Here is a 21322-nt window from a genome sequence, read left to right as displayed (position 1 = left end):
TCTTACGCCGCTGTTAAAAGGAGAATGCTATGTCCGCCCAGAAACCGGGATTACACCCACGCAACCGCCACAATGGCCGTTATGATCTTGCGACTTTATGCCAGGTTACGCCCGAGCTGACGCAATTTCTCACCCTCACGCCCGGCGGTGAGCAGAGTGTTGATTTCGCGAATCCGCAGGCAGTAAAGGCGCTCAATAAAGCACTGCTGGCGCATTTTTATGCGGTGAAAAACTGGGATATTCCAGATGGTTTTCTGTGCCCGCCGGTGCCTGGTCGTGCTGACTACATACACCATTTGGCCGACCTGTTGGGTGAAACCAGCGGAACCATTCCGGCAAATGCGAGCGTGCTGGACGTGGGAGTGGGGGCAAACTGTATTTATCCACTGATCGGCGTGCATGAATATGGCTGGCGATTCACGGGTAGTGAAACCAGTAGCGAAGCGTTTAACAGCGCTCAGGCGATCGTCAACGCCAATCCGGGATTAACCCGTGCTATTCGTCTGCGTCGCCAGAAAGATGCAACGGCAATCTTCAACGGCATCATTCACAAAAATGAGCAGTATGAAGCCACATTATGTAACCCGCCATTCCATGATTCTGCGGCCTCAGCCCGTGCCGGAAGCGAGCGCAAACGCCGTAATCTGGGACAGGACAAAGACGATGCGTTGAACTTTGGCGGACAGCAGCAGGAGCTGTGGTGTGAAGGCGGTGAAGTGGCGTTCATCAAGAAAATGATTGCTGAAAGCCAGGCCTTTGGTCGCCAGGTGATGTGGTTCACCACGCTGGTGTCGCGCGGTGAGAACTTGCCTCCGCTGTACCATGCATTAACGGATGCGGGCGCGGTGAAAGTGGTCAAGAAAGAGATGGCCCAGGGACAAAAGCAGAGTCGCTTTATTGCCTGGACCTTTATGGATAACGATCAGCGTCGTCGTTTTATGGCGCGTAAACGCTAAAGCGTTGGCTCGGTTGGCGGTAGCGGTTCGCTTGCCGCCGACGCAGGGCCATTCCCTGGTGCAGGTAACACTTGATACGTCTGTACCGGGGCGCGTATGTTGGCCAGATCGAAGTATTTCTTCACCTGGCTGTCGAGTGCAAAACGTACCGTCCACTGCTTCAGCGGCAAGGTGGTAAACGAGACCCGTAGCGTGAATGCCGTATTGGTTAATCCTACAATCCCGGCAAACGACGGCTCGCCGATAATCAGCCCGCGAATATCATCTTTTTCCATCACCGCAGCAACCGCGTCTTTCAACGCCTGATTTGCTTTATCCGCATCCTCATGGCGGTCTACGTCGTAATTGGCGACGACCGATCCAATTCCACGCACAAAGTTGGCGAAGGTCGTTATTGATGACCAGGGAATGATATGGTACGCCCCGGTGTCCTGACGCACGCCCACAGAACGAATGGACATTCGTTCAACCGTACCGGTGAGTGGGCCGATGGTCACCAGGTCGCCGGTGTTCATGCCATTTTCAAACTGAATAAAAATCCCGGTAATAATATCTTTTACCAGCGTTTGCGAGCCGAAAGAGATTGCCAGCCCCAGCGCCCCGGCCCCGGCCAGTAAAGGGGCGATATTAACGCCAATTTCGGACAGCACAATCATGATGGTGATCGTGCTGATGATCACCGCCAGCGCGTTGCGAAACAGCGTCAACAGGGTGCGGGTACGAGCGCTGGGTAGCGGGCGTCCGTGAATATCGGAAGCCAGACGATTTTCAATCAGGCTGGCAAGGATCGTCCAGCCGATGGCGGAGAAGAATAAAATCAGCGCGATACGGATCAGAATATCCACCGTTTTTTCTCCTGCGCCGTAATGCAGCCAGTTCCAGAAGTCGAACAGTCCCCAGGCATTCAGTAGCAGCATCACCGCAACGCACACCGTCAGGATCCTGGCCACGCTTAACGCCGTCGACAGCCAGCCATTCAGCCGCTTTTGGAGTTCCGGATAGCTGCGCTGGGTGTGTGGCGAAAGGGTAATAGTTTTGGCTATCCAGCGGGAAAACATGCCGGAAACAAAGGCGGCAATTCCAATGATTACCAGGCTGCGCAGCGTAGCGCCCATCATGAATTTCAGGCTGTTGCCCGGATCAAACAGCGAAAAGAAAAACAGCACAATGAAATAGGCGCTGGCCAGCCAGTGCCATACCAACGCAAAGGCGCGGATAAACAGGCTGAAAAAAGCTAACGATCTTTCTGCCAGATTCTGTAAATGCAGCGTTATCTCTTTCTTATTTCTGAAAATCAGGTACAGCGCCCATAGCGTGATACACAGCATGATGATGACGTTGGCCATCGCGCCGACCTGCACATTGACCTGATTGGAGATAATGGGAACGGCAACTATAAGCCCGTAACCAATCAAACTGCTTAATGAACTCAAACGCCGATTCCAGTAGCGCGCACCGGTATCCTGAATGTTAAACGGACGCAGTTCGGCCACCGTTGGGCAAAATATCAGACGCAGAATGGCTTTGAAGAATTCAATCAGGGCAAAGGCATTGAGAAACAGGCTTTGCTGAAAGGCGATGGTGCGACTGCCGGCGTTCATTCTGTCGCTCAGTATCTGCCCGACAAACAATGTCAGCGCCAGCAGAAGCAAATCAATAATGAATGCGCCAACGATCATCGCCGGAAGCTGCAGCCAGTTGCTGCGTTCGCGGTTTTTCCGCCGCGCCCATTGCCCCATTTTGCGATACAGCGGCAGCGCGCACAGGCGGATCAGCCAGTAAAACCCGAACACTGACGCCGCCAGCATTAAAAAATGAGTCAGGGCATTGGTGAACGTTTGCGGGTTAAAGGTCTTGTGCGGTGCATCGGTAATATTGCGATAAAGCTGGGCAAAGCGGCTGGAGAGCGCCTCACCGTAGTGCCGGGTGACATCGGTGACGTTTTCCAGCACCGTTTTTTCTTCCGTTAACGTGGGTGGGACGATCGTGGGCACCGGTTCGGCTGGAGGGGTTGTCGCTACTTTGCGTAATTGATCGATCAGTTCCTTCCGCGAGGTGTCATTTTCCAGCACATCAGCCAGTGCGCCGTAAGCCGCTTTCTTCTGTTCAACATCCGGCTCTTTTGCTGGGGCGGTTTGCGCGTTGGTTGACGTTGGCGTGGTGACGCCAGGTATCGTCACTGCCTGAGTCGGAAGACTCAACAGACAAACAAAGATGAACAGGATCCAGCGCATGACTCCTCCCATGAGAAAATAAATTCAAAAGGATAAGTATAGATGTCAGGGCGGGAGGGAATTGAAATGAGAGGATTCTGGTGAAAAACCTCCCTTCGGGCGAAGGGAGGTTGAGCTATCAGGAAACGTGCTGCAAGAATTCCTGTAAGCGTTGGCTGGGTGGATTTTCAATCAGGGCCTGCGGATTACCGTCTTCGGCAATTCGTCCCTTATCAATGAAAATCAGGCGTGAAGCCACTTTTTCGGCAAAGCCGATTTCGTGGGTCACAATCACCATGGTCATCCCTTCTTCCGCCAAATCTTGCATCACTTTCAGAACTTCATGACGCAGTTCCGGGTCGAGTGCTGAGGTTGGCTCATCAAATAGCATCATTTTCGGTTTTACTGCCAGCGCACGGGCGATAGCCACACGCTGTTGTTGACCGCCGGACAGTTCAGAAGGGTAGTGATGTGCACGTTCGGCCAGACCCACTTTTGCCAGCAGCTCTTTCGCCAGTTTCTCGGCCTGTTCTTTATTCGCCCCGCGTACGCGCTGCGGTCCGAACATGACGTTTTCCAGTGCCGTCAGATGTGGGAACAGGTAAAACTGCTGAAACACCATTCCGGCTTCCTGACGGATTAAGCGCTCGTCTACCTTCGGATCGTTTACTTTCAGACCATCGACGATCAGATCACCGGAGGTTATCTCTTCCAGCTTGTTAATGCAGCGCAGCAGGGTAGATTTACCGGATCCTGACGGCCCGATAATCACCACGACTTCACCCTGCTGAATGTTCAGGTCAATATTGTGCAGCACCTGAGTTGGACCAAAGTGCTTAGAAACGTTTTTAAATTCAATCACAGGATTTTCATCCTTCTTTCCAGACGACGCAGAATGAAGCTCAGCACCAGCGTAATGATCAGATAGAACACCGCAACGGCGCTCCAGATTTCCAGTGCGCGGAAGTTACCGGCAATGATTTCCTGGCCCTGACGGGTCAGTTCAGCGACGCCAATGACAATAAACAGCGAGGTATCTTTAATGCTGATGATCCACTGGTTGCCTAGCGGTGGCAGCATACGACGCAGTGCGAGGGGTAAAATAACGTGGCGGATAGTCTCTGTGCGTGAAAGTCCAAGCGCCAAACCGGCTTCGCTGAACCCTTTATGGATTGAGAGCACCGCACCGCGGGTGATTTCCGCAATATAGGCCCCGGAGTTGATCATGATGGTGACAACGGCGGCGCTAAAGGGGTCAATGCGTAAATCGTTAAATGCCATTGGCAGAGCGAAGTAAATAAACATTACCTGCACAACGATTGGCGTACCGCGAATGACTTCGATAAACACCAGCGCTACGTGGTTGGCGATCCAACCGCCGAAAGTGCGCGCAAACCCTGCTGCAAGTCCGATTATCAGACCGCCAGCCAGACCGAGGACCGAGATCCACAGGGTCATTTTGGCGCCTTCAATCAAAAGCGGGATGGCGGGCCAGATGGCACTCCAGTCAAACTGCATATGTCGTTCCTGTTACCGTGGTGTAAATATTCAAATGCCCGTTTTGCCGGATGTGCTGTGCTTATCCGGCCTACAGGTCTCAAAAATCCAGGCGTAGGCCCGGTAAGCATCACGCTACCGGGCAACGCTGCCGGTTATTATTTAGGTTCAGTACCGAACCATTTTTTGTAGATTTCGTTGTAAGTACCGTTCTCTTTCAGCGTTTTCAGCGCGCCGTTCACTTTCTCACGCAGGTCGTCGCTGCCTTTCGGGAAGGCGATACCGTACTGCTGGGCTTCCAGCGATTCGCCTACAGCTTTGAACTGACCATTGCCAGCTGTTTTGATGAAGTAAAGAATGTTTGGTGTGTCGTGCAGTACAGCGTCTGCGCGGTTGGTGCCCAGTTCCATATATGCGTTATCGATATTCGGGAACTGACGCAGGTCTTTGGTTTTGATATTCGCTTTCGCGTAATCAACGGAACCGGTGCCGCTCTTAACTGCAACGACTTTACCATCCAGATCTTTTACGCTTTTGACGTCGTTGTTATTCGCTTTCACCATCACTAACAGACCGCTTTTGTAGTAGCCGTCGGAGAAGTCGATCGCTTTTTTACGCTCTTCGGTGATGGTGATACCTGCCAGTGCCAGGTCGATATTTTTGGTTTGCAGTGCCGGGATGATGCCGCTGAAATCCATCGGTTTCAGTTCATAATCCAGTTTCAGTTCTTTGGCCACGGCAGCCCACAGATCCACATCAAAACCAACGTATTTGTCACCCTGTTTGAATTCAAACGGTACAAACGCGGTGTCGGTTGCGACAACCAGTTTCTTGTCTGCGGCATGGGAGGACACCGCAAAAGCCAGGGTAAGTGCAGCCAGTGAAACTTTTAATACAGACTTCATAGGATTTCCTTTTATATCCACGGGGCGATCCCCTGCGAGAACATATGGCTTAATGAAAAAATCGTGCCAATTTTGCAACTCATTGTTTTAACAAGAGGGTGTCTCGTTTCTCTGCACAATAAGTAGGGCATAGCGAATAATCTGCACTGTTTTGGGGCACTCATTTGGTGCGAACCAGTCACGGTGCAAACGGTATGACTATTTAGCGTAAAAATTGTTGATAAAACAATCTTTCGTTAACGATTGTGTGAGGTGATTATTACAAATAATTTACTTTGGAGTGACGAATGATCAATGTTATGCACCATAGATGTGCAAAACCCCCGCCGGAGCGAGGGTTATATAGGTAATTCTTATGTCTGCTGTTACTCAATGTTGGCTTCGATAAACCACAGGAATTTATCGAGGTCGCGAGAAGCTGCGGTAAAGATATCCGCGGTATCTTCGTCTTTTGCTTCGCTGATAGCTTTACGTACGCTGTTTGCAACTACGGCATAACGTTCGGCCAGCTCTTTTAAGTGGTCCTGTACGCTATGGATATCCAGCGGGTAACTTTTCAGAGGCGTTTTGCTGTTAATAACCTGAGTTGTGCCCAGTGCCACACCGCCCAACTGTACGGCGCGTTCAGCCATGGTGTCGAGGTGATCGGTCAGAGCTGTACGGAAGCCATCCAGCATTTCATGTACTGCAATGAAGTTTGCACCGCGCATGTTCCAGTGAGCCTGTTTGGTGATCAATGACAGGTCAATGAACTGGATTACTTGCTGATTCAGCAGTTCTACGGTCGCTTTCTTTTCGCTATCAGACACATCGTTGCGGGTATAAAGGAGGGCGGATGCTTTTGTTTTTACCAGTTTCGCGGTACTCATATTTTCATATCCTCTTGATATTTATGTCCCAACTCTTCAACGGAATTAAGTATAGCGCTAAATTTGGATTTTTGTTTCCGGTGTTGCCTATCACTTTAATAGCGAAGACGAGGGTGAATATAAAATATAAAATAAAATCAATGTGATGAGTGTTTTGTTACTTGCGTGGTGTTATTTTTATGTTAATTTTAAGATTAAATGAAATATGCGGATGAGAAAATTATATTTATTAGAATTATTATCACGCAGATTTACAATTGGATATTCTGCATGATTATGCAAACCATGCAGAATAATACGTGGTTAATTCACGTCGACTTGTTTTATTTGTGGCTCTTTACGAATAGTGAGCGTAGAGCCCATTGATGCGACAATAATGGCGCCCAGAGCGAGCGTCTGGATAAGCGTCAGCGTTTCACCGAGGAAGATCATTCCGGAAACCGCTGCCAGCGCGGGTTCCATGCTCATCAATGTACCGAAAGTACGCGTAGGCAGGCGCGTCAACGCAATCATCTCCAGTGAATAGGGAAGCGCAGTAGAGAGGACTGCAATGGCCAGACCTAACGGCAGTATGGACCAGTGCCACAGGGCATCTCCGGCCTGGAGTGCGCCGATTGGTACAAATACCAGAGCTGCAATGAATGACCCTACTGCGACGGTTGCCGGACCGTGTTCCGCCCCGGCTCGCTGCCCGGTAAGAATATAGATGGCCCAGCAGGCGCCAGCCCCCAGCGCCAGCGCTGCGCCGGTTAAATCTACGTGAGAAACGTCCTGACCCAGAGGCAGCAGGAACCAGAGCCCGAGTACTGCCAACGCAACCCAAATGAAATCCACCGGGCGTCGGGATGAAAACAGCGCTACCGCGAGCGGGCCGGTAAATTCCAGCGCCACGGCGATTCCCAGTGGGACAGTTTGGATTGACAGGTAGAAAAGGTAGTTCATCCCGCCCAGAGACAGGCCATAAAACAGTAGCGGCAGGCGTTGTTCTTTGGCGAATCGTAAACGCCAGGGCTTAAAGAAAGCGATAAGAATGAGCGTACCCAGCGCAAGGCGCAGCGCGGTAACGCCCGGCGCACCGACGAGTGGGAACAACGATTTTGCCAGTGATGCTCCGCTTTGAATGGAGGACATAGCAATAAGCAAAACCAAAATAGGCAACCAGACTGGCGCTTTACGTGACAACCCCGGCATCCTTTCTCCTGTCAAATGATGATTACACGTCTCCATCTGTGCCACGCTTCAGCATTGTTCCGACGCAGATGATTTTATGTATAGAAAAGTAAAACAGCGAGTGTAATGGAATTACGCTCAACTGGTTGAGTATTCGTTGAAAAAAAAATTGCTCAGTTCCGTACAATGGCATGAAAATGATGGATTAATAATCTGTGTGATTAGGAATGTTCTGGATGAATGTGCCATATTGTGCGCGCAATAATGGTATTTTCAGTTGAAAAAGTGATGTTAATTGAAAGAGATAGCGGGTTTTTGAAATGTTCTGTTACATGAAAGACCCCGTTAGACATCGCGAATCGCAAAGAGTTTCCCATCAATTTTTGGTATATTTAAAACTTAAGATTTACTTGAAGCACATTTGAGGTGGTTATGAAAAAAATTGCATGTCTTTCAGCACTGGCCGCTGTTCTGGCTTTCTCCGCAGGTACTGCTGTAGCTGCTACTTCTACCGTTACCGGTGGTTACGCTCAGAGCGATGCTCAGGGCGCAGCGAACAAAATGAACGGTTTCAACCTGAAGTATCGCTACGAGCAGGACAACAACCCGCTGGGTGTTATCGGTTCCTTCACTTACACTGAAAAAGATCGTACCGATGCTTCTGGCGACTACAACAAAACCCAGTACTACGGCATCACTGCTGGTCCGGCTTACCGTCTGAACGACTGGGCAAGCATCTATGGTGTAGTGGGTGTTGGTTACGGTAAATTCCAGAACGCAGCATCTCCGGCTGACAACCACAGCACCAGCGACTACGGTTTCTCTTACGGTGCTGGTCTGCAGTTCAACCCGATCGAAAACGTTGCTCTGGACTTCTCCTACGAGCAGAGCCGTATTCGTAGCGTTGACGTTGGCACCTGGATTGCTGGCGTGGGTTACCGCTTCTAATCACTTCGGTGATATGAAAAATCCGCCTCTTGGGGCGGATTTTTTTTGCGTGTAATGCAGGAAGGAATGTCGTTGTAGGCCTGATAAGCGCAGCGCATCAGGCATCGGTAGCAAAATGTCTTATCCGGCCTACAAGCGTATTATTTGGTTGAGAAAATATCGGTACCCAGATGGTTGTAGTCCACCTTCTGCAGTTTGAAGTTGGTGATGTACACCGGCCCGGCTTTTTTCTCTGAGATAAAGCGGTAGTTGTTGGTGATTTCTTTTGCGCTTATCCCCGTCCACTGCGAGAAAAAGCTGAGGAAATCATTGGCGGAGCGACGGGCTTTAATCACCCGATGCGCTTTATCATCGCTCGACAGCACCATGAAAGGCACCTGGAAATTCTGCTGGAACTGATCGTCATGCGCCAGGTACTGCACCTCTTTTCCCCGCTCTTTAAACGCGAGGCCATGATCGGAGAAATAGACCATCGAGAAGCTATTACCGCTGTTACGTAACTGCTCGTAAAGCTGGCGCAGCAGGTCATCCGTCTGCGTCATGGTGTACAGATAACAAGATGTCTCTTTTGACTGGACGAAAGTCTCGTATTTACCCTGCGTTCGGTCACAGGCCTGCGGATGCGAGCCCATTAAATGCAGCACGATGAGCTGTGGCTGGGTGCGCTCGGTTGCCAGCACCTGGGCAGTCATCTTCAACAGCGCTTCGTCACGGGTGTTTTTATCCGCTTCGAAGTCACCGCTTTTGAGGAACTGAACCTCATCAGCGCGCTTCGCAATGCTGGCGATGGCCGTATCGTATTCACCAATCTGTCCCTGATTGGAAAACCACCATGTCTGAAAGCCCGCGCGGTTAGCCAGAGTGACAAAGTTATCCTGGAACTGGGGTTTATTATCCACTACCCGATTAAGCGTTAAGCCGAGCGATTTTTGCGTTGAACCGCTGGCAGCAATGTAATCCGCAAAGATATAGCCGTTAACGGAGCTGGCAAACGGGGTGTTATCCCAGTGACCGCCAAACGCGCCTAACGCATCGCGGCGGGCGCTTTCACCGATTACCACGACGTAGGTGTGATACTTCGGTTTAACGGCGGTTACCGTCCAGCTGTCTTTTACGCTCGACAGTTTCGCCATACGCTCTTGTTCGTCGAGCACTTCGTTGTTATTGACGATAACGTCCTTGGCGAAACGGAAAACCGGATAGCCAGTGTCTTTCAGCTTGAACACGCCGCCCCAGGCCAGGTTTTGTACCGGGGTAACAAAGAATGCGACAACGCTAAACAGCAAACAAATGCTGTCGAACTTATTCCAGCTGCGCTGCTGCACATCTTTTTTACGGCGTACGGCGATAACGCCAAGGGCAAAAATAAACACCCCAACCAGATAACTGTACCAGGGGAAGATGGTCAGGATCTCGGTTGACTCTTCCATATTGGTTGAGTGCAGCGCCAGCAAGGTATTGAAGTTCGGTGAGCCGTAAGCCTGGCCGAACGGAAAGTACATTGCCGCAATGAGTGAGCAAATGCCAATCAGTGCTTTCTGCGCGCGCGGCGCGCTACGCCACAGCAGCATCAATATACAGGTGAAAGCAACGCTATAGAGCAGGCTAAGCGGATAGCCCAGAGCAAGGTTTATTAGCAGAGACTGTAAGAAATAGAGGCCAGTCCACGGACTAATTGCCCGGCTACGAGCAATGATTGAATCTTTGAGGGTTAAATTCATATGCCACTGTTACAAAAACGCCATGTGCTTACCCTGGCGCTAAGGGTCATTGCCTGCCTGAGAGAGCGAGAAGAGGGATAGGGTCCGCATCCGCGAGCCGCAATATACGCAGGGCTGCGAAAAGATAGAGTGTGCGCAAGAGAAGGTCAACTACTACAAAGAAATTGTTTTGCGAGGGACGTGGCAAAACTGACAAAAAGAAGGGTTATTGAGACGAAAACCACCACCGTACCCGAATGACGGCAGGAAAATGAAGCGGCGTACCGCGACGCCGCATTATTTTTCTGAAGGTTTATCCTGCTCTGGTTTGCTGTTAATCATGTCACACAGCATAGAGATCAGCATCAACCGTACTTTAAAGGGAGAGTGACTAAACACGCGTATGCACCTCTTAAATTCATTCATGTAAACCTCCTGACTTCACAATCCCATCAGTCCTTGAGGGATGTCTTTATTATATACAGATATAGCACAGGCTATATTATATAGCTATTGCTAAAACGTTAATTTTTTGTGCCCACGCAACTCTGGTTTACAATGAGCGCTCTCTAATCAGATGCCGTTAACGCGTCACAGTAACGAGGAAGCAGAATGAGTCGTCGCGCAGGTATGCCAACAACAAAAAAAGTGACGCAATTGGTGAATGTCGAAGAACACGTTGAAGGATTTCGTCAGGTCCGGGAGGCGCATCGCCGCGAACTGATTGATGACTACGTAGAGCTGATTTCCGATCTCATTATTGAGGTGGGTGAAGCGCGCCAGGTGGATATGGCCGCGCGACTTGGGGTTTCCCAGCCGACGGTTGCTAAAATGCTTAAGCGCCTTGCCTCAGTCGGATTGATTGAAATGATCCCGTGGCGTGGGGTGTTTTTAACCGCAGAAGGTGAACGACTAGCCCAGGAGAGCCGGGAACGTCATCAGATTGTGGAAAATTTCCTGTTGATGTTAGGCATCAGCCCGGAAATTGCCCGTCGCGACGCGGAGGGGATGGAGCATCACGTCAGTAAGGAAACGCTGGAGGCTTTTAGCCGGTTTACGCAACAGCAAGGAACTGGCTCTGAATGAGTTTTCCTTTATTACGTGCCTTACAGCGCGATCGTTTTTTCCAACTGTTAATCATCGTTGGGGTTGTACTGAGTCTGTTCACGCCATTTACGCCCCGGTCCTGGCCAAGGGCAATTGACTGGCACACGATTATCACGCTTAGCGGCCTGATGTTACTGACCAAAGGCGTGGAGCTAAGCGGTTATTTCGATGTGTTAGGTCGCAATATGACCCGCCGCTTCAAAACAGAGCGCCAGCTGGCGATATTTATGGTGCTGGCGGCGGCGTTGTTGTCGACGTTTCTGACCAACGACGTTGCATTGTTTATTGTTGTTCCGCTGACCATCACCCTGAAAAAATTATGTGCCATTCCGGTGAATCGCCTGATTATCTTTGAGGCGCTGGCGGTAAACGCCGGATCGTTGCTTACGCCAATAGGTAATCCGCAAAACATTCTGATGTGGGGACGCTCAGGCTTATCGTTTACCGCGTTTACCTGGCAAATGGCGCCGCTTGCGGGGGCCATGATGCTGACGCTGGTGGTGCTGTGCTGGTTCAGTTTTCCGCATAAAGCGTTGCACTATCATACCGGTACGCGCGCGCCTGACTGGCAACCACGCCTGGTATGGAGCTGTCTGGCGCTGTATATCATCTTCCTGGCGGCGCTGGAGTTAAAGCAAGAGCTGTGGGGTCTGGCGATTGTGGCGGCAGGGTTCATGGTGCTGGCGCGTCGCGTGATCCTCAGCGTGGACTGGACGTTGCTGTTAGTGTTTATGGCGATGTTCATTGATGTGCATTTGTTGACGCAGCTCCCGGCCTTGCAGGGCATTACCCACCAAATTGGCACGCTCTCAGCGCCGGGACTTTGGTTGACGGCTATTGGCCTGTCGCAGTTTATCAGTAATGTGCCGAGTACGATTTTGCTGCTGAACTATGTCCCGCCGACGCTGCTGCTGGCCTGGGCGGTTAATGTGGGCGGCTTTGGTCTGTTGCCGGGATCGCTGGCGAATCTCATTGCGTTACGGATGGCAAACGACCGACGGATCTGGTGGCGTTTTCATTGGTATTCGGTACCGATGCTGATATGGGCGGCGCTGGTGGGGTATGGTTTGCTGCTGTTGATGTAATTGATGTGATGTGCCGGATGGCGGCTGGCGCCTAATCCGGCCTACTGCGTTGGTAGGCCCGATAAGCGTAGCGCCATCGGGCATATATAGCAGATTAGTTCAAACGAACCGGCATACCTGAACGGTTCTGTACCGCCTGCTCAACGACGGCCTGATCGACGTCAGGCTGGCCGGTGATGCTGGTAATGCTCTTGGTCAGGGTAATCGGTACGATTTCTCCGCCTTCGAACTGTGCTTCAGTCGTAGACAGTGGGTTATGTACTTCGATGTAACGGCTGCCGTCTGGTTCGGTAGTGGCTTTTACCGGCTCATCAATAAACTGTACACGGGTGCCGACTGGCACATTTTCAAACAGGAATTTGATGTCGTCGTTACGCAGACGCACGCAACCGTGGCTGACGCGTAAGCCTACGCCGAAGTTAGCATTGGTGCCGTGGATGGCATACAGGCGACCGATATACAGCGCGTACAGTCCCATCGGGTTATCCGGACCTGCCGGAACAACGGCTGGCAGCGGCTCGCCCGCAGCGCGGTATTCCGCATGCATTTTCGCCGTTGGCGTCCAGGTTGGGCCCGCTTTTTTACGTTCTACTTTGGTGGTCCAGTTGATTGGCGTGTCTTTGCCCAGCTGGCCGATACCGATCGGCAGAACAATTACGGTGTTGGTGCCTTTCGGGTAGTAGTACAGACGCATTTCAGCGCTGTTGATAACAATACCTTCATGCACGGTATCCGGCAGGATCAACTGCTGAGGAATGTTCAGCACGGTGCCGCCTTTCGGCAGGAAGGTATCCACGCCCGGGTTGGCTTCCAGCATGTTAGACAAACCCATCTGATACTCTGCTGCAAAATACTCCAGCGGTTGGGTGTTGCCTTCAGGAATAGTAATGACCTGGTTTTGGCCAATCAAACGGCTACCATCGGTCGGCAGCGGGTACGTGACGGCTGAAGCGGTATTACAAAAACCAACTATTGCGAGTGCCGCCGCGAAAAGCGTTGTTAATTTCATATTCATATTCATGTATGCGAGATTCAGTGCCAGGCAGGCTAGTGGGTTGAGATTTATGTAGTGTTGGGCACGCATTATATGTGCAATCTGAGCAACAAGGAATTCGGATGTGTACTAAATCACATTTTTTTCCTTTTGGTTTCACTTTTTCCCTTCCGCATGAAGACGCGATCTTCTTGCAGACTTATGGCATAATAAGCGGTTTGTCACATATTTCTTTCTCTTTCAGGATACGCCAGTGTTAGTTTCCAGCAACGTCACCATGCAGTTCGGCAGTAAGCCGCTGTTTGAAAATATTTCCGTCAAATTTGGCGGCGGCAACCGTTACGGCCTGATTGGCGCGAACGGTAGCGGTAAATCCACTTTTATGAAAATTCTCGGCGGCGACCTCGAACCGACGCTGGGTAACGTTTCCCTCGATCCTAACGAGCGCATTGGTAAGCTGCGCCAGGATCAGTTCGCCTTTGAAGAGTTCACCGTACTTGACACCGTGATCATGGGTCACGCTGAACTGTGGGAAGTGAAGCAGGAGCGCGATCGCATTTACGCTCTGGCCGAGATGAGCGAAGAAGACGGCTATAAAGTTGCTGACCTCGAAGTTCAGTATGGCGAAATGGACGGCTACTCTGCGGAAGCGCGTGCGGGTGAACTGCTGCTGGGCGTAGGTATTCCGGTAGAACAGCATTACGGCCCGATGAGCGAAGTCGCACCCGGCTGGAAGCTGCGTGTGCTTTTGGCACAGGCGCTGTTCTCTAACCCGGACATTCTGCTGCTCGACGAACCAACGAACAACCTGGATATCGACACCATCCGCTGGCTGGAGCAGACGCTGAACGAGCGTGACAGCACCATGATCATCATTTCGCACGACCGGCACTTCCTGAACATGGTCTGTACGCACATGGCGGATCTGGACTACGGTGAACTGCGTGTTTATCCGGGTAACTACGACGAATACATGACGGCGGCAACCCAGGCGCGTGAACGTCTGCTGGCCGATAACGCCAAGAAGAAAGCACAGATTGCCGATCTGCAATCCTTCGTCAGCCGCTTTAGCGCCAACGCGTCTAAATCTCGACAGGCGACTTCTCGTGCGCGTCAGATTGATAAGATTAAGCTCGACGAAGTGAAGGCATCCAGCCGTCAGAACCCGTTCATCCGCTTCGAACAGGATAAGAAACTGTTCCGTAACGCGCTGGAAGTGGAAGCGCTGGCGAAAGGTTTTGATGAAGGCCCGCTGTTTAAAAACTTCAACCTGCTGCTGGAAGTAGGGGAGAAGGTTGCCATCATTGGTGCCAACGGCGTGGGTAAATCCACCATGCTGAAAACGTTGGTTGGCGACTTGCAGCCGGACAACGGTACCGTTAAGTGGTCTGAAAACGCCCAGGTCGGTTACTACGCGCAGGATCATGAATACGAGTTCGAAAACGATCTGACTGTTTTCGAATGGATGAGTCAGTGGAAGCAGGAAGGCGATGATGAGCAGGTAGTACGTAGCTTCCTTGGTCGTCTGCTGTTCAGCCAGGACGATATCAAGAAACCTGCGAAAGTGCTCTCCGGTGGTGAAAAAGGACGCATGCTGTTCGGTAAGCTGATGATGCAGAAACCGAATATTCTGGTTATGGATGAACCGACCAACCACCTGGATATGGAATCTATCGAGTCGCTGAACATGGCGCTGGAAATGTACCAGGGCACGCTGATCTTCGTTTCTCACGACCGTGAGTTCGTCAGCTCGCTGGCAACCCGCGTGATTGAAATTACGCCGGAACGCGTAATCGACTTCACCGGTAACTACGAAGATTACCTGCGTAGTAAAGGCGTCGAATAATTATCCCGTCGTTCTCGTGTTACAGGTGTGATGGTTGCACCTGTAACACGGGATACTTAGGGATAAGGGTATATAAAATTAAACAATCCCCAGCGCGCGTTTGCCGTGGATATTCAAATCCTCCAGCGTGAAGCGTCCTTCCCAGTTAGTTTCATAATCCTCCCGTGGAAAATCACCCGGCGACGCACCTTTTTCCAGCGCGGCCTTCACTTTGTGGGCGTAGGCCAGATTCTTTTCGCACATCGGTGCGGCAGGAATGTACATCACGTTACCCCAACCCTGCTGATTTTCCACCGGTGCGACGGAGTGAATCACATCACAATGCCACCAGACGGAGTCTCCGGCGTCCAGTTGTGGAATGCTGGTTAACGCTTCAATCAGCAGAGGATGCCATTGCGTGGAAATCGGCAGCACCCGGCCGGGCGCAACGCCGCAAAGTTCATCTTCTGGCACATCGTCAAGCAATGGGCGTAACAGCACATACGCCATCGCTTCAGGGATCGGGACCACATGCAACAATCCCTGACCTGGCAGCATATCGGACAGTGCAGTCCAGCCCTGGAAGGTACGGAATACCGAACATTTGGTGGTGTTATCCACCGTGTACTCTTCTACCTCGGTGCGATGCGCCGCCTGCCACGGATTGTAATCTTCCAGCTTGCCATTGAAAACATGAGCAAAGACCTGCTGATATGCCGGAAGAAGCCAGCGTTCCAGCGCGCCGGAATCCGTATGCGCGCCCAGCCCTTTGGACGTGGTTCCCGGCGGTCGACGGCGAATGCGGTCAGGGTAAATAACGCTGATATCCGGGTTAAACCATTGTTTACCTTCGCTTGTAAAGGTCCACAAACGATTGAGGAACGACTGTGCATTGGCCATTTCTTCACTCTGGCGGGCCTGCATCTGCGCCTGGGACCAGTAGATGGGGTAGATTTCAGGCCGTGATGCGCTCAGAGTACCGAAGAAATTATCGCCGGGTCCTTTATAGACGTCGTCAAAGTGGTTGCGGTCCAGATAGTCCAGCATTGAGCTGTCCCATCCGAGAGCCTGTTCGCGAGGGAAATGACCTTTAATGACTGCGCATCCGCGACGCTTAATTTCTTCACGCTGCTCTGCACTTACGTGGCCCGCTTTGATATCTGCATAAGATATCACCGGCCACACCGGGGCACCTTGCGCTTTGAGGGCGTTGATTTCCGCCACGCGGGTGGCGATAGCATCGCTCAACTGATTGAAGATTAACTGAACATCCCCAAGCTGTGCCCGCAGTTGCTGTTTCATCTGCCGGATTGCCGCTTTGTGATCGGCGGGCAGCGTGTCGCTGGTAAAAGTAAAAGCCATATCCACCTCGCATTAACTTTCATTCGAAACTTAACTAACTTACAGATGATAATATAAGTTAAAATTTAGTTAACGCAAGTTTAAAACTTGATGGAGTGAGCAAAATAGAAAAAGTATGAAAACCGGGATGAGGGATACCCCGGTTGGCAGGATTAGACGTTAAAAGGGGAGGTGTTATCCAGCACAGCCTGAATTACGTTCAGCGCGCCCTGATGGTTATTGTCGTCGGTCTGATAGCGAGCAATCGCTTTGATATTCTCTGCCGCGTTGGCCATGGCGAAAGAGTAGTGCGCCATTTTCAGCATTTCCGCGTCGTTTCCGCTATCGCCAATGGCGACTACGTTTTGCGGTGACAGGTTCCAGCGTTTAAGCAAGCGGCTGATCCCATTGGCTTTATGTAGGCCCGGAATGATCAGATCGATAAACCCGAAGCCGCTGGTGACGGGCTTCATGATGCCGTCCAGCGCAGCATGCAGGTGATCGATAACCAATGGGATTTGTTGGTCCGGTAAATTTAGCGAGAACTTGAACAGCACATCGTCGATATCCTGATAATCCTTTACGGGTTTCAGGCGATGGTAGTGTTTTGACATCAATGCGACAAAGGACTCCGGCGCATTTTCGCTAACGTAAGCGCTTTGCAGCCCACAAGCCACAAAGTTGAGCTGCTTATCTTTTAGTAGTTCACCAATGACAATACGGGATTCGTGGCGGGTAAGCTCGCCGTGAAACAGCTGTTTGCCATGTTCAAAGACCAAAGCCCCGTTCTCAGCGACAAAAGAAATTTCCTCTTTGAGCTCCGGGAAAAAGGAGATCAACTGGTAATACTGGTTGCCGCTGGCCACGACAAATTCGATATTTCGTTTTTTCAGTTCCTGATACTGCGCCATAAAACGTGCACGATCGTATTTCTTGGCGTCGTCGAGAAAAGTTCCGTCCATATCGGTGACGATAACTTTGATGGTCATAAAGATAGGCTCCTGGCGATTACTGCAACCAGAAACATTCTAATAACAATGTGACCTGTAGCACAAATTTAATTTCGAATGAAAGTAAAAAGCCGGGTGGTAGCTTCGCCTTACCCGGCTACGGGGAGAGTCGTTGTAGGCCGGATAAGCGTCAGCGTACCCGGCTACGGGGAGAATCGTTGTAGGCCGGATAAGCGTCAGCGCATCCGGCAATGGGTAGGGTAGCGTGCCGGATGGCGGTGTGGAATCTCATCCGGCCGACAATATTGTTTACAGCATATGTTCAGTACGCGCGATGATGTCGTCTTGCGCATCCGGAGAAAGCGCAGTGAAGAAGGCGGAATAACCTGCTACACGGACCACCAGGTCACGATATTGATCCGGGTGTTTTTTGGCTTCCAGCAGCGTTTCACGGGAGACAATGTTGTACTGAATATGCCAGCCTTTGTGCTCTTCGAAGAAGGTACGCAGCAGGATCATCAGCTTTTGCTTATCGGATTCATTTTCCAGCGTGGCCGGGTTGAGCTTCTGATTTAACAGCACGCCGCCGAGAATCGAACCGGTCGGCAGTTTACCCACCGAACCAATTACCGCCGTTGGGCCGAGATGGTCCGTACCGGAGGCCGGGCTTGCGCCTTCTGCCAGCGGAGTGTGTGCTTTACGGCCATCCGGCGTTGCCATCGTTGCTGCGCCAAACGGCACGTTTGCCGAAATAGATGAGGTCCCGGCGTAGTAATTGCCGCCAACCGGGCCACGTCCGTAACGCGGATTATGATACTGTTTCAGTTCATCGATATAGGTCTGATAAGCGCGGGCCAGCAGCGTATCAACGCTATCGTCATCGTTGCCATATTTCGGCGCGCCGTTGATCAGTCGTTGGCGTAACTGCTCATGGGTCAGACCGTCAAAATCATCGGCCAGCGCGGCGGCCAGCTGTTGTTGACCAATAGCGCCCTGTTCAAAGACCAGTTTCTTCACTGCTGCCAGGCTGTTACCGAGGTTGGCAATACCCACCTGCAAACCCGATACCCAGTCATACTTCGCGCCGCCTTGCTTAATGCTTTTCGCCCGTTCAATGCAGTCGTCTACCAGCGCGGAACACAGAATATCGTGCACGTTCTCTTCCAGCATGGTGTCGACGACATACTCAATTTCTATGGATTTACGCGTGTAGTAGCGGATCTGCGTATCCCAGGCATCCATCACTTCGTCGAAATTGTTGAAGTTACCAGCCGAGAGCGCTTTTTCCTGTGGCAGAAAGACTTTGCCACTGGTGGCATCGCGCCCACCTTCCAGTGCCGCCAGCATCACGCGGGCAAAGTTAATAAAGCTCATGCCGGTGCAACGGTAGCCCCATTTCCCGCCAACGGCGGTTTCGATACACCCAATGGCCGCATAGTCATAGGCATCCTGCGGTTCAATACCCAACTTAATGAATTCCGGTATGACGATTTCATCGTTGTTAAAGGCTGGCATCCCGAAACCGCAGCGGATCACCTGCACGCAGGCATCAAGGAAGTCATTACTCATCCCCGCGTGATAACGCACGCTCAGGTTTGGCTGCGTAGAACGCAGACGACCACATGACTCCAGAATCGCGTAGGAGAGCGGGTTGACGGCATCCATCGGCTGGCCGTTGACCAGGTTTTGACCACCAATGGTCACGTTCTGATACAGCGGGCTACCCGCTGAGGCTTTCGAATGGGAGCCGGAACGGATTTTGTTCACTTCCAGCAGTTTCAACCAGCAGCTGTGCAACAGTTCAATAGCGTGCTCACGATCAAGACTCTGGTTCAGCTCGACGTCGCGACGATAGAACGGATAGAGGTATTGATCCATACGACCAAACGACACCGAGTGACCGTTTGATTCAATTTGCAGGATCAGCTGGATGAAATAGCATAACTGCAATGCCTGCCAGAACGTTTTTGGCGGTTCATGGGCGATCACATCGCAGTTTTCCGCCATGGTCAGCAGTTCATCTCGACGGCTGGTGCGGGTTTCCGTGGACGCCATTTTACGCGCCAGCGCGGCAAAGCGCTCAATGTGAAGACTGACGGCTTCCAGCACGATATCAATCGCTTTCAGGAACTGATCGCCATGGAGGTCTTCCAGACACGTCAGATTGATGCGGGAGCGACGTTCATCGACTTTGTGACGCAGGCCGTCGAGACCTTTTTCCAGCAGTAACGGGAAGTTTACCGCCAGGTGTGCGTCGCCGGAGGTCATGTTACCTTCGGCTTTGATAATGCCGGTTTCCAGCAGCCCTTTCTGCTCATCAGTGAACATCCCGTAGCAGCGATCCTGCACGGTTTGACCACGCCACCATGGGCACACCTCATGCAATACACGTTTGTTCTCTTCGCTTACCGCAAAGCCTGCGCCCGGTCTGTCGGCGAGGTCGTCGATCTCTTTTTCAATCCAGGAGACGGTGTATTCCGGGAAGATAGGCGCGGCACGCACTTCGCTTGCCTGGTTACCAATGATCAGTTCGTCATGTTTGATCCAGATGGTGCGTTCCGCCAGATGATGAGCTAGTGCCAGTGCACGACGTACCGGGATAGGCTTATCCAGGTGTTGCTGATACATCTCGGTATAGTGCTGGGCGCGCTCGGTACAAACCGGTGGTTTCACGATGTGGATCAGGGCCGTTTTATGCGCTTTGATACGGTCGCTGAGTGTGTCCAGTTTCAGAGTGGTCATGGCGATTATCCTCGTAGGGTCGCGGTTAAACCTTTAAGGCTGGCGTACTGCAGGGCAAATTCGAGCAGTGCTGGCGCATCAAGCGGTTTATCCGGTGCGTTGTAGGGTTGACTGAGTAAGTGGTATTTGTTGATGCCCAGGGTGTGGTAGGGCAAAAAATGGATCTCACCGACGTGAAGCTCATCGGCGGCAAAATCGGTAATGGCCTGAATAGCGGCTTCGTCTGCGTTGAATCCCTGAATCAGCGGTACGCGGATAATCATTTTTTTACCGGCGGCAGCCAGTTTTTTTAGATTTTTCAGTACGCGAGAGGCACGCCCATCGGTCCATTGTTTAAACGGCGCATCTGCAACGTGTTTTAGATCTGCCAGAAACAGATCGACGTAAGGTAATGATGGTTCAATATACTTCCACGGGACATGCAAACAGGTTTCCACCGCGGTATGAATGCCTGCGTCGTGGCTGGCTTTGAGCAAAGCAGCTGCCAGCTCTGGCTGCATAAACGGTTCACCGCCGGACAGGGTGAGGCCTCCGCCACTGCGGTCGTAAAACGGTTTATCTCGCAATACGGTCGCCATGATATCGTCCACGCTTTTTACCTCTCCGCAGACGGTTAACGCCTGAGTCGGACAGCAGTCGGTCAGTACGGTGAGAGCGTCATCGGTCAGTTTTTCGCGATGAATAAGTAATCCGCCCAGCGCCCGTTCAATCACCGCAGGTGCAGCCTGAGCACAGAGATCGCAACCGTCGAGGCACAAACGCGCGTCATAAAGCAGGTCCTGCGTGCGGGCGCGGCTTTCCGGATTCTGGCACCACCGACAGCCCAGGGAGCATCCCTTAAGGAACACCACCGTACGAATACCGGGACCATCATGCGTGGAGTAGCGCTGGATATTGAAAATCATAAGCGATCTCTCCTCTTTCGTATAAAGATTAAATTACTTTCGAATGAAAGTTATATTGACGTACGTCAACTAACCGTGAGGTTTCGCCGTGCTACCTTTTATTCATGCTAATTAT

18 protein-coding genes are annotated in these 21322 nt (G+C 51.5%); 5 read left to right on the top strand and 13 right to left on the bottom strand.

Annotated features, from left to right (window positions below; translation table 11 throughout):
* Positions 1–29: 29 nt before the first annotated feature.
* Complete coding sequence (rlmF, locus tag SK38_RS09955) at positions 30–956, top strand: 23S rRNA (adenine(1618)-N(6))-methyltransferase RlmF (protein WP_048226015.1); 927 nt, start codon at positions 30–32, stop codon at positions 954–956.
* Here rlmF and ybiO read toward each other — a convergent pair.
* The 6 genes from ybiO to rhtA all read right to left on the bottom strand — a co-directional run bounded on the left by ybiO (position 953) and on the right by rhtA (position 7631).
* Entirely contained in the window at positions 953–3190 is a 2238-nt protein-coding gene (gene ybiO, locus SK38_RS09950; RefSeq protein ID WP_048235780.1) for a mechanosensitive channel protein, read from the bottom strand. The genes rlmF and ybiO overlap by 4 nt on opposite strands.
* Positions 3191–3308: 118 nt before the next feature.
* Positions 3309–4031, bottom strand: coding sequence for a glutamine ABC transporter ATP-binding protein GlnQ (gene glnQ / locus SK38_RS09945; RefSeq protein ID WP_003035246.1), 723 nt, complete (start codon positions 4029–4031; stop codon positions 3309–3311).
* Positions 4028–4687: a glutamine ABC transporter permease GlnP gene (gene glnP, locus SK38_RS09940; protein ID WP_003035248.1), complete on the bottom strand. Its 660-nt coding sequence runs from the start codon at positions 4685–4687 to the stop codon at positions 4028–4030. Before glnP ends, glnQ begins: the two co-directional genes overlap by 4 nt.
* Before the next feature lie 137 nt (positions 4688–4824).
* Positions 4825–5571: a glutamine ABC transporter substrate-binding protein GlnH gene (glnH, locus tag SK38_RS09935; RefSeq protein ID WP_048235778.1), complete on the bottom strand. Its 747-nt coding sequence runs from the start codon at positions 5569–5571 to the stop codon at positions 4825–4827.
* 365 nt (positions 5572–5936) lie between these two features.
* Positions 5937–6440, bottom strand: a complete 504-nt coding sequence (gene dps / locus SK38_RS09930) for a DNA starvation/stationary phase protection protein Dps (RefSeq protein ID WP_003035253.1) — start codon at positions 6438–6440, stop codon at positions 5937–5939.
* Between the two features lie 303 nt (positions 6441–6743).
* Entirely contained in the window at positions 6744–7631 is an 888-nt protein-coding gene (rhtA, locus tag SK38_RS09925; protein ID WP_008784209.1) for a threonine/homoserine exporter RhtA, read from the bottom strand.
* 411 nt (positions 7632–8042) lie between these two features.
* On the opposite strand from rhtA, the gene ompX reads away from it, so the two are divergent.
* On the top strand, positions 8043–8558 hold the full coding sequence (ompX, locus tag SK38_RS09920) for an outer membrane protein OmpX (RefSeq protein WP_048214619.1): 516 nt from the start codon (positions 8043–8045) through the stop codon (positions 8556–8558).
* 140 nt (positions 8559–8698) lie between these two features.
* On the opposite strand, the gene SK38_RS09915 is transcribed toward ompX, so the two are convergent.
* On the bottom strand, positions 8699–10279 hold the full coding sequence (locus tag SK38_RS09915) for a phosphoethanolamine transferase (protein WP_048235776.1): 1581 nt from the start codon (positions 10277–10279) through the stop codon (positions 8699–8701).
* A gap of 276 nt (positions 10280–10555) precedes the next feature.
* Positions 10556–10684: a manganase accumulation protein MntS gene (gene mntS / locus SK38_RS09910; protein WP_003831584.1), complete on the bottom strand. Its 129-nt coding sequence runs from the start codon at positions 10682–10684 to the stop codon at positions 10556–10558.
* Between the two features lie 186 nt (positions 10685–10870).
* Here mntS and mntR point away from each other — a divergent pair, with 186 nt between their 5' ends.
* Both mntR and SK38_RS09900 read left to right on the top strand, forming a co-directional pair.
* Positions 10871–11344, top strand: coding sequence for a manganese-binding transcriptional regulator MntR (gene mntR, locus SK38_RS09905; protein ID WP_003831586.1), 474 nt, complete (start codon positions 10871–10873; stop codon positions 11342–11344).
* Positions 11341–12450 (top strand): anion transporter, encoded by a 1110-nt coding sequence (locus SK38_RS09900; protein WP_048235774.1) that lies wholly within the window; start codon positions 11341–11343, stop codon positions 12448–12450. The genes mntR and SK38_RS09900 overlap by 4 nt, the downstream gene beginning before the upstream one ends.
* A gap of 94 nt (positions 12451–12544) precedes the next feature.
* Here SK38_RS09900 and ldtB read toward each other — a convergent pair whose 3' ends face one another.
* On the bottom strand, positions 12545–13465 hold the full coding sequence (ldtB, locus tag SK38_RS09895) for a L,D-transpeptidase (protein ID WP_003845438.1): 921 nt from the start codon (positions 13463–13465) through the stop codon (positions 12545–12547).
* Between the two features lie 232 nt (positions 13466–13697).
* Between ldtB and SK38_RS09890 the strand changes: the two genes are divergently transcribed.
* Positions 13698–15290: an ABC-F family ATPase gene (locus SK38_RS09890; RefSeq protein WP_008784214.1), complete on the top strand. Its 1593-nt coding sequence runs from the start codon at positions 13698–13700 to the stop codon at positions 15288–15290.
* 78 nt (positions 15291–15368) lie between these two features.
* Here SK38_RS09890 and SK38_RS09885 read toward each other — a convergent pair whose 3' ends face one another.
* The 4 genes from SK38_RS09885 to SK38_RS09870 form a co-directional block, all read right to left on the bottom strand.
* Positions 15369–16631: a DUF1479 domain-containing protein gene (locus SK38_RS09885; RefSeq protein WP_048235772.1), complete on the bottom strand. Its 1263-nt coding sequence runs from the start codon at positions 16629–16631 to the stop codon at positions 15369–15371.
* A gap of 152 nt (positions 16632–16783) precedes the next feature.
* Positions 16784–17599 (bottom strand): Cof-type HAD-IIB family hydrolase, encoded by an 816-nt coding sequence (locus SK38_RS09880; protein ID WP_048235770.1) that lies wholly within the window; start codon positions 17597–17599, stop codon positions 16784–16786.
* Between the two features lie 270 nt (positions 17600–17869).
* Positions 17870–20302, bottom strand: a complete 2433-nt coding sequence (locus SK38_RS09875; RefSeq protein WP_048235769.1) for a glycyl radical protein — start codon at positions 20300–20302, stop codon at positions 17870–17872.
* Positions 20303–20307: 5 nt separating this feature from the next.
* A complete protein-coding gene (locus tag SK38_RS09870; RefSeq protein ID WP_048235767.1) occupies positions 20308–21207 on the bottom strand; it encodes a glycyl-radical enzyme activating protein in 900 nt (299 codons plus the stop codon).
* Positions 21208–21322: the final 115 nt, after the last annotated feature.

It is taken from the genome of Citrobacter sp. MGH110, assembly GCF_001037515.1.
Classification (GTDB): Bacteria; Pseudomonadota; Gammaproteobacteria; order Enterobacterales; family Enterobacteriaceae; genus Citrobacter; species Citrobacter portucalensis.
Note: the sequence above shows the minus strand (reverse complement) of the source record. Positions and strands in the feature narration are given on the sequence as shown.

Coding starts and splice junctions, on each gene's coding strand:
- rlmF (WP_048226015.1), top strand. CDS start 30: ATGTCCGCCCAGAAACCGGGATTACACCCACGCAACCGCCACAATGGC.
- ybiO (WP_048235780.1), bottom strand. CDS start 3,190: ATGCGCTGGATCCTGTTCATCTTTGTTTGTCTGTTGAGTCTTCCGACT.
- glnP (WP_003035248.1), bottom strand. CDS start 4,687: ATGCAGTTTGACTGGAGTGCCATCTGGCCCGCCATCCCGCTTTTGATT.
- glnH (WP_048235778.1), bottom strand. CDS start 5,571: ATGAAGTCTGTATTAAAAGTTTCACTGGCTGCACTTACCCTGGCTTTT.
- dps (WP_003035253.1), bottom strand. CDS start 6,440: ATGAGTACCGCGAAACTGGTAAAAACAAAAGCATCCGCCCTCCTTTAT.
- rhtA (WP_008784209.1), bottom strand. CDS start 7,631: ATGCCGGGGTTGTCACGTAAAGCGCCAGTCTGGTTGCCTATTTTGGTT.
- ompX (WP_048214619.1), top strand. CDS start 8,043: ATGAAAAAAATTGCATGTCTTTCAGCACTGGCCGCTGTTCTGGCTTTC.
- SK38_RS09915 (WP_048235776.1), bottom strand. CDS start 10,279: ATGAATTTAACCCTCAAAGATTCAATCATTGCTCGTAGCCGGGCAATT.
- mntS (WP_003831584.1), bottom strand. CDS start 10,684: ATGAATGAATTTAAGAGGTGCATACGCGTGTTTAGTCACTCTCCCTTT.
- mntR (WP_003831586.1), top strand. CDS start 10,871: ATGAGTCGTCGCGCAGGTATGCCAACAACAAAAAAAGTGACGCAATTG.
- SK38_RS09900 (WP_048235774.1), top strand. CDS start 11,341: ATGAGTTTTCCTTTATTACGTGCCTTACAGCGCGATCGTTTTTTCCAA.
- ldtB (WP_003845438.1), bottom strand. CDS start 13,465: ATGAATATGAAATTAACAACGCTTTTCGCGGCGGCACTCGCAATAGTT.
- SK38_RS09885 (WP_048235772.1), bottom strand. CDS start 16,631: ATGGCTTTTACTTTTACCAGCGACACGCTGCCCGCCGATCACAAAGCG.
- SK38_RS09880 (WP_048235770.1), bottom strand. CDS start 17,599: ATGACCATCAAAGTTATCGTCACCGATATGGACGGAACTTTTCTCGAC.
- SK38_RS09875 (WP_048235769.1), bottom strand. CDS start 20,302: ATGACCACTCTGAAACTGGACACACTCAGCGACCGTATCAAAGCGCAT.
- SK38_RS09870 (WP_048235767.1), bottom strand. CDS start 21,207: ATGATTTTCAATATCCAGCGCTACTCCACGCATGATGGTCCCGGTATT.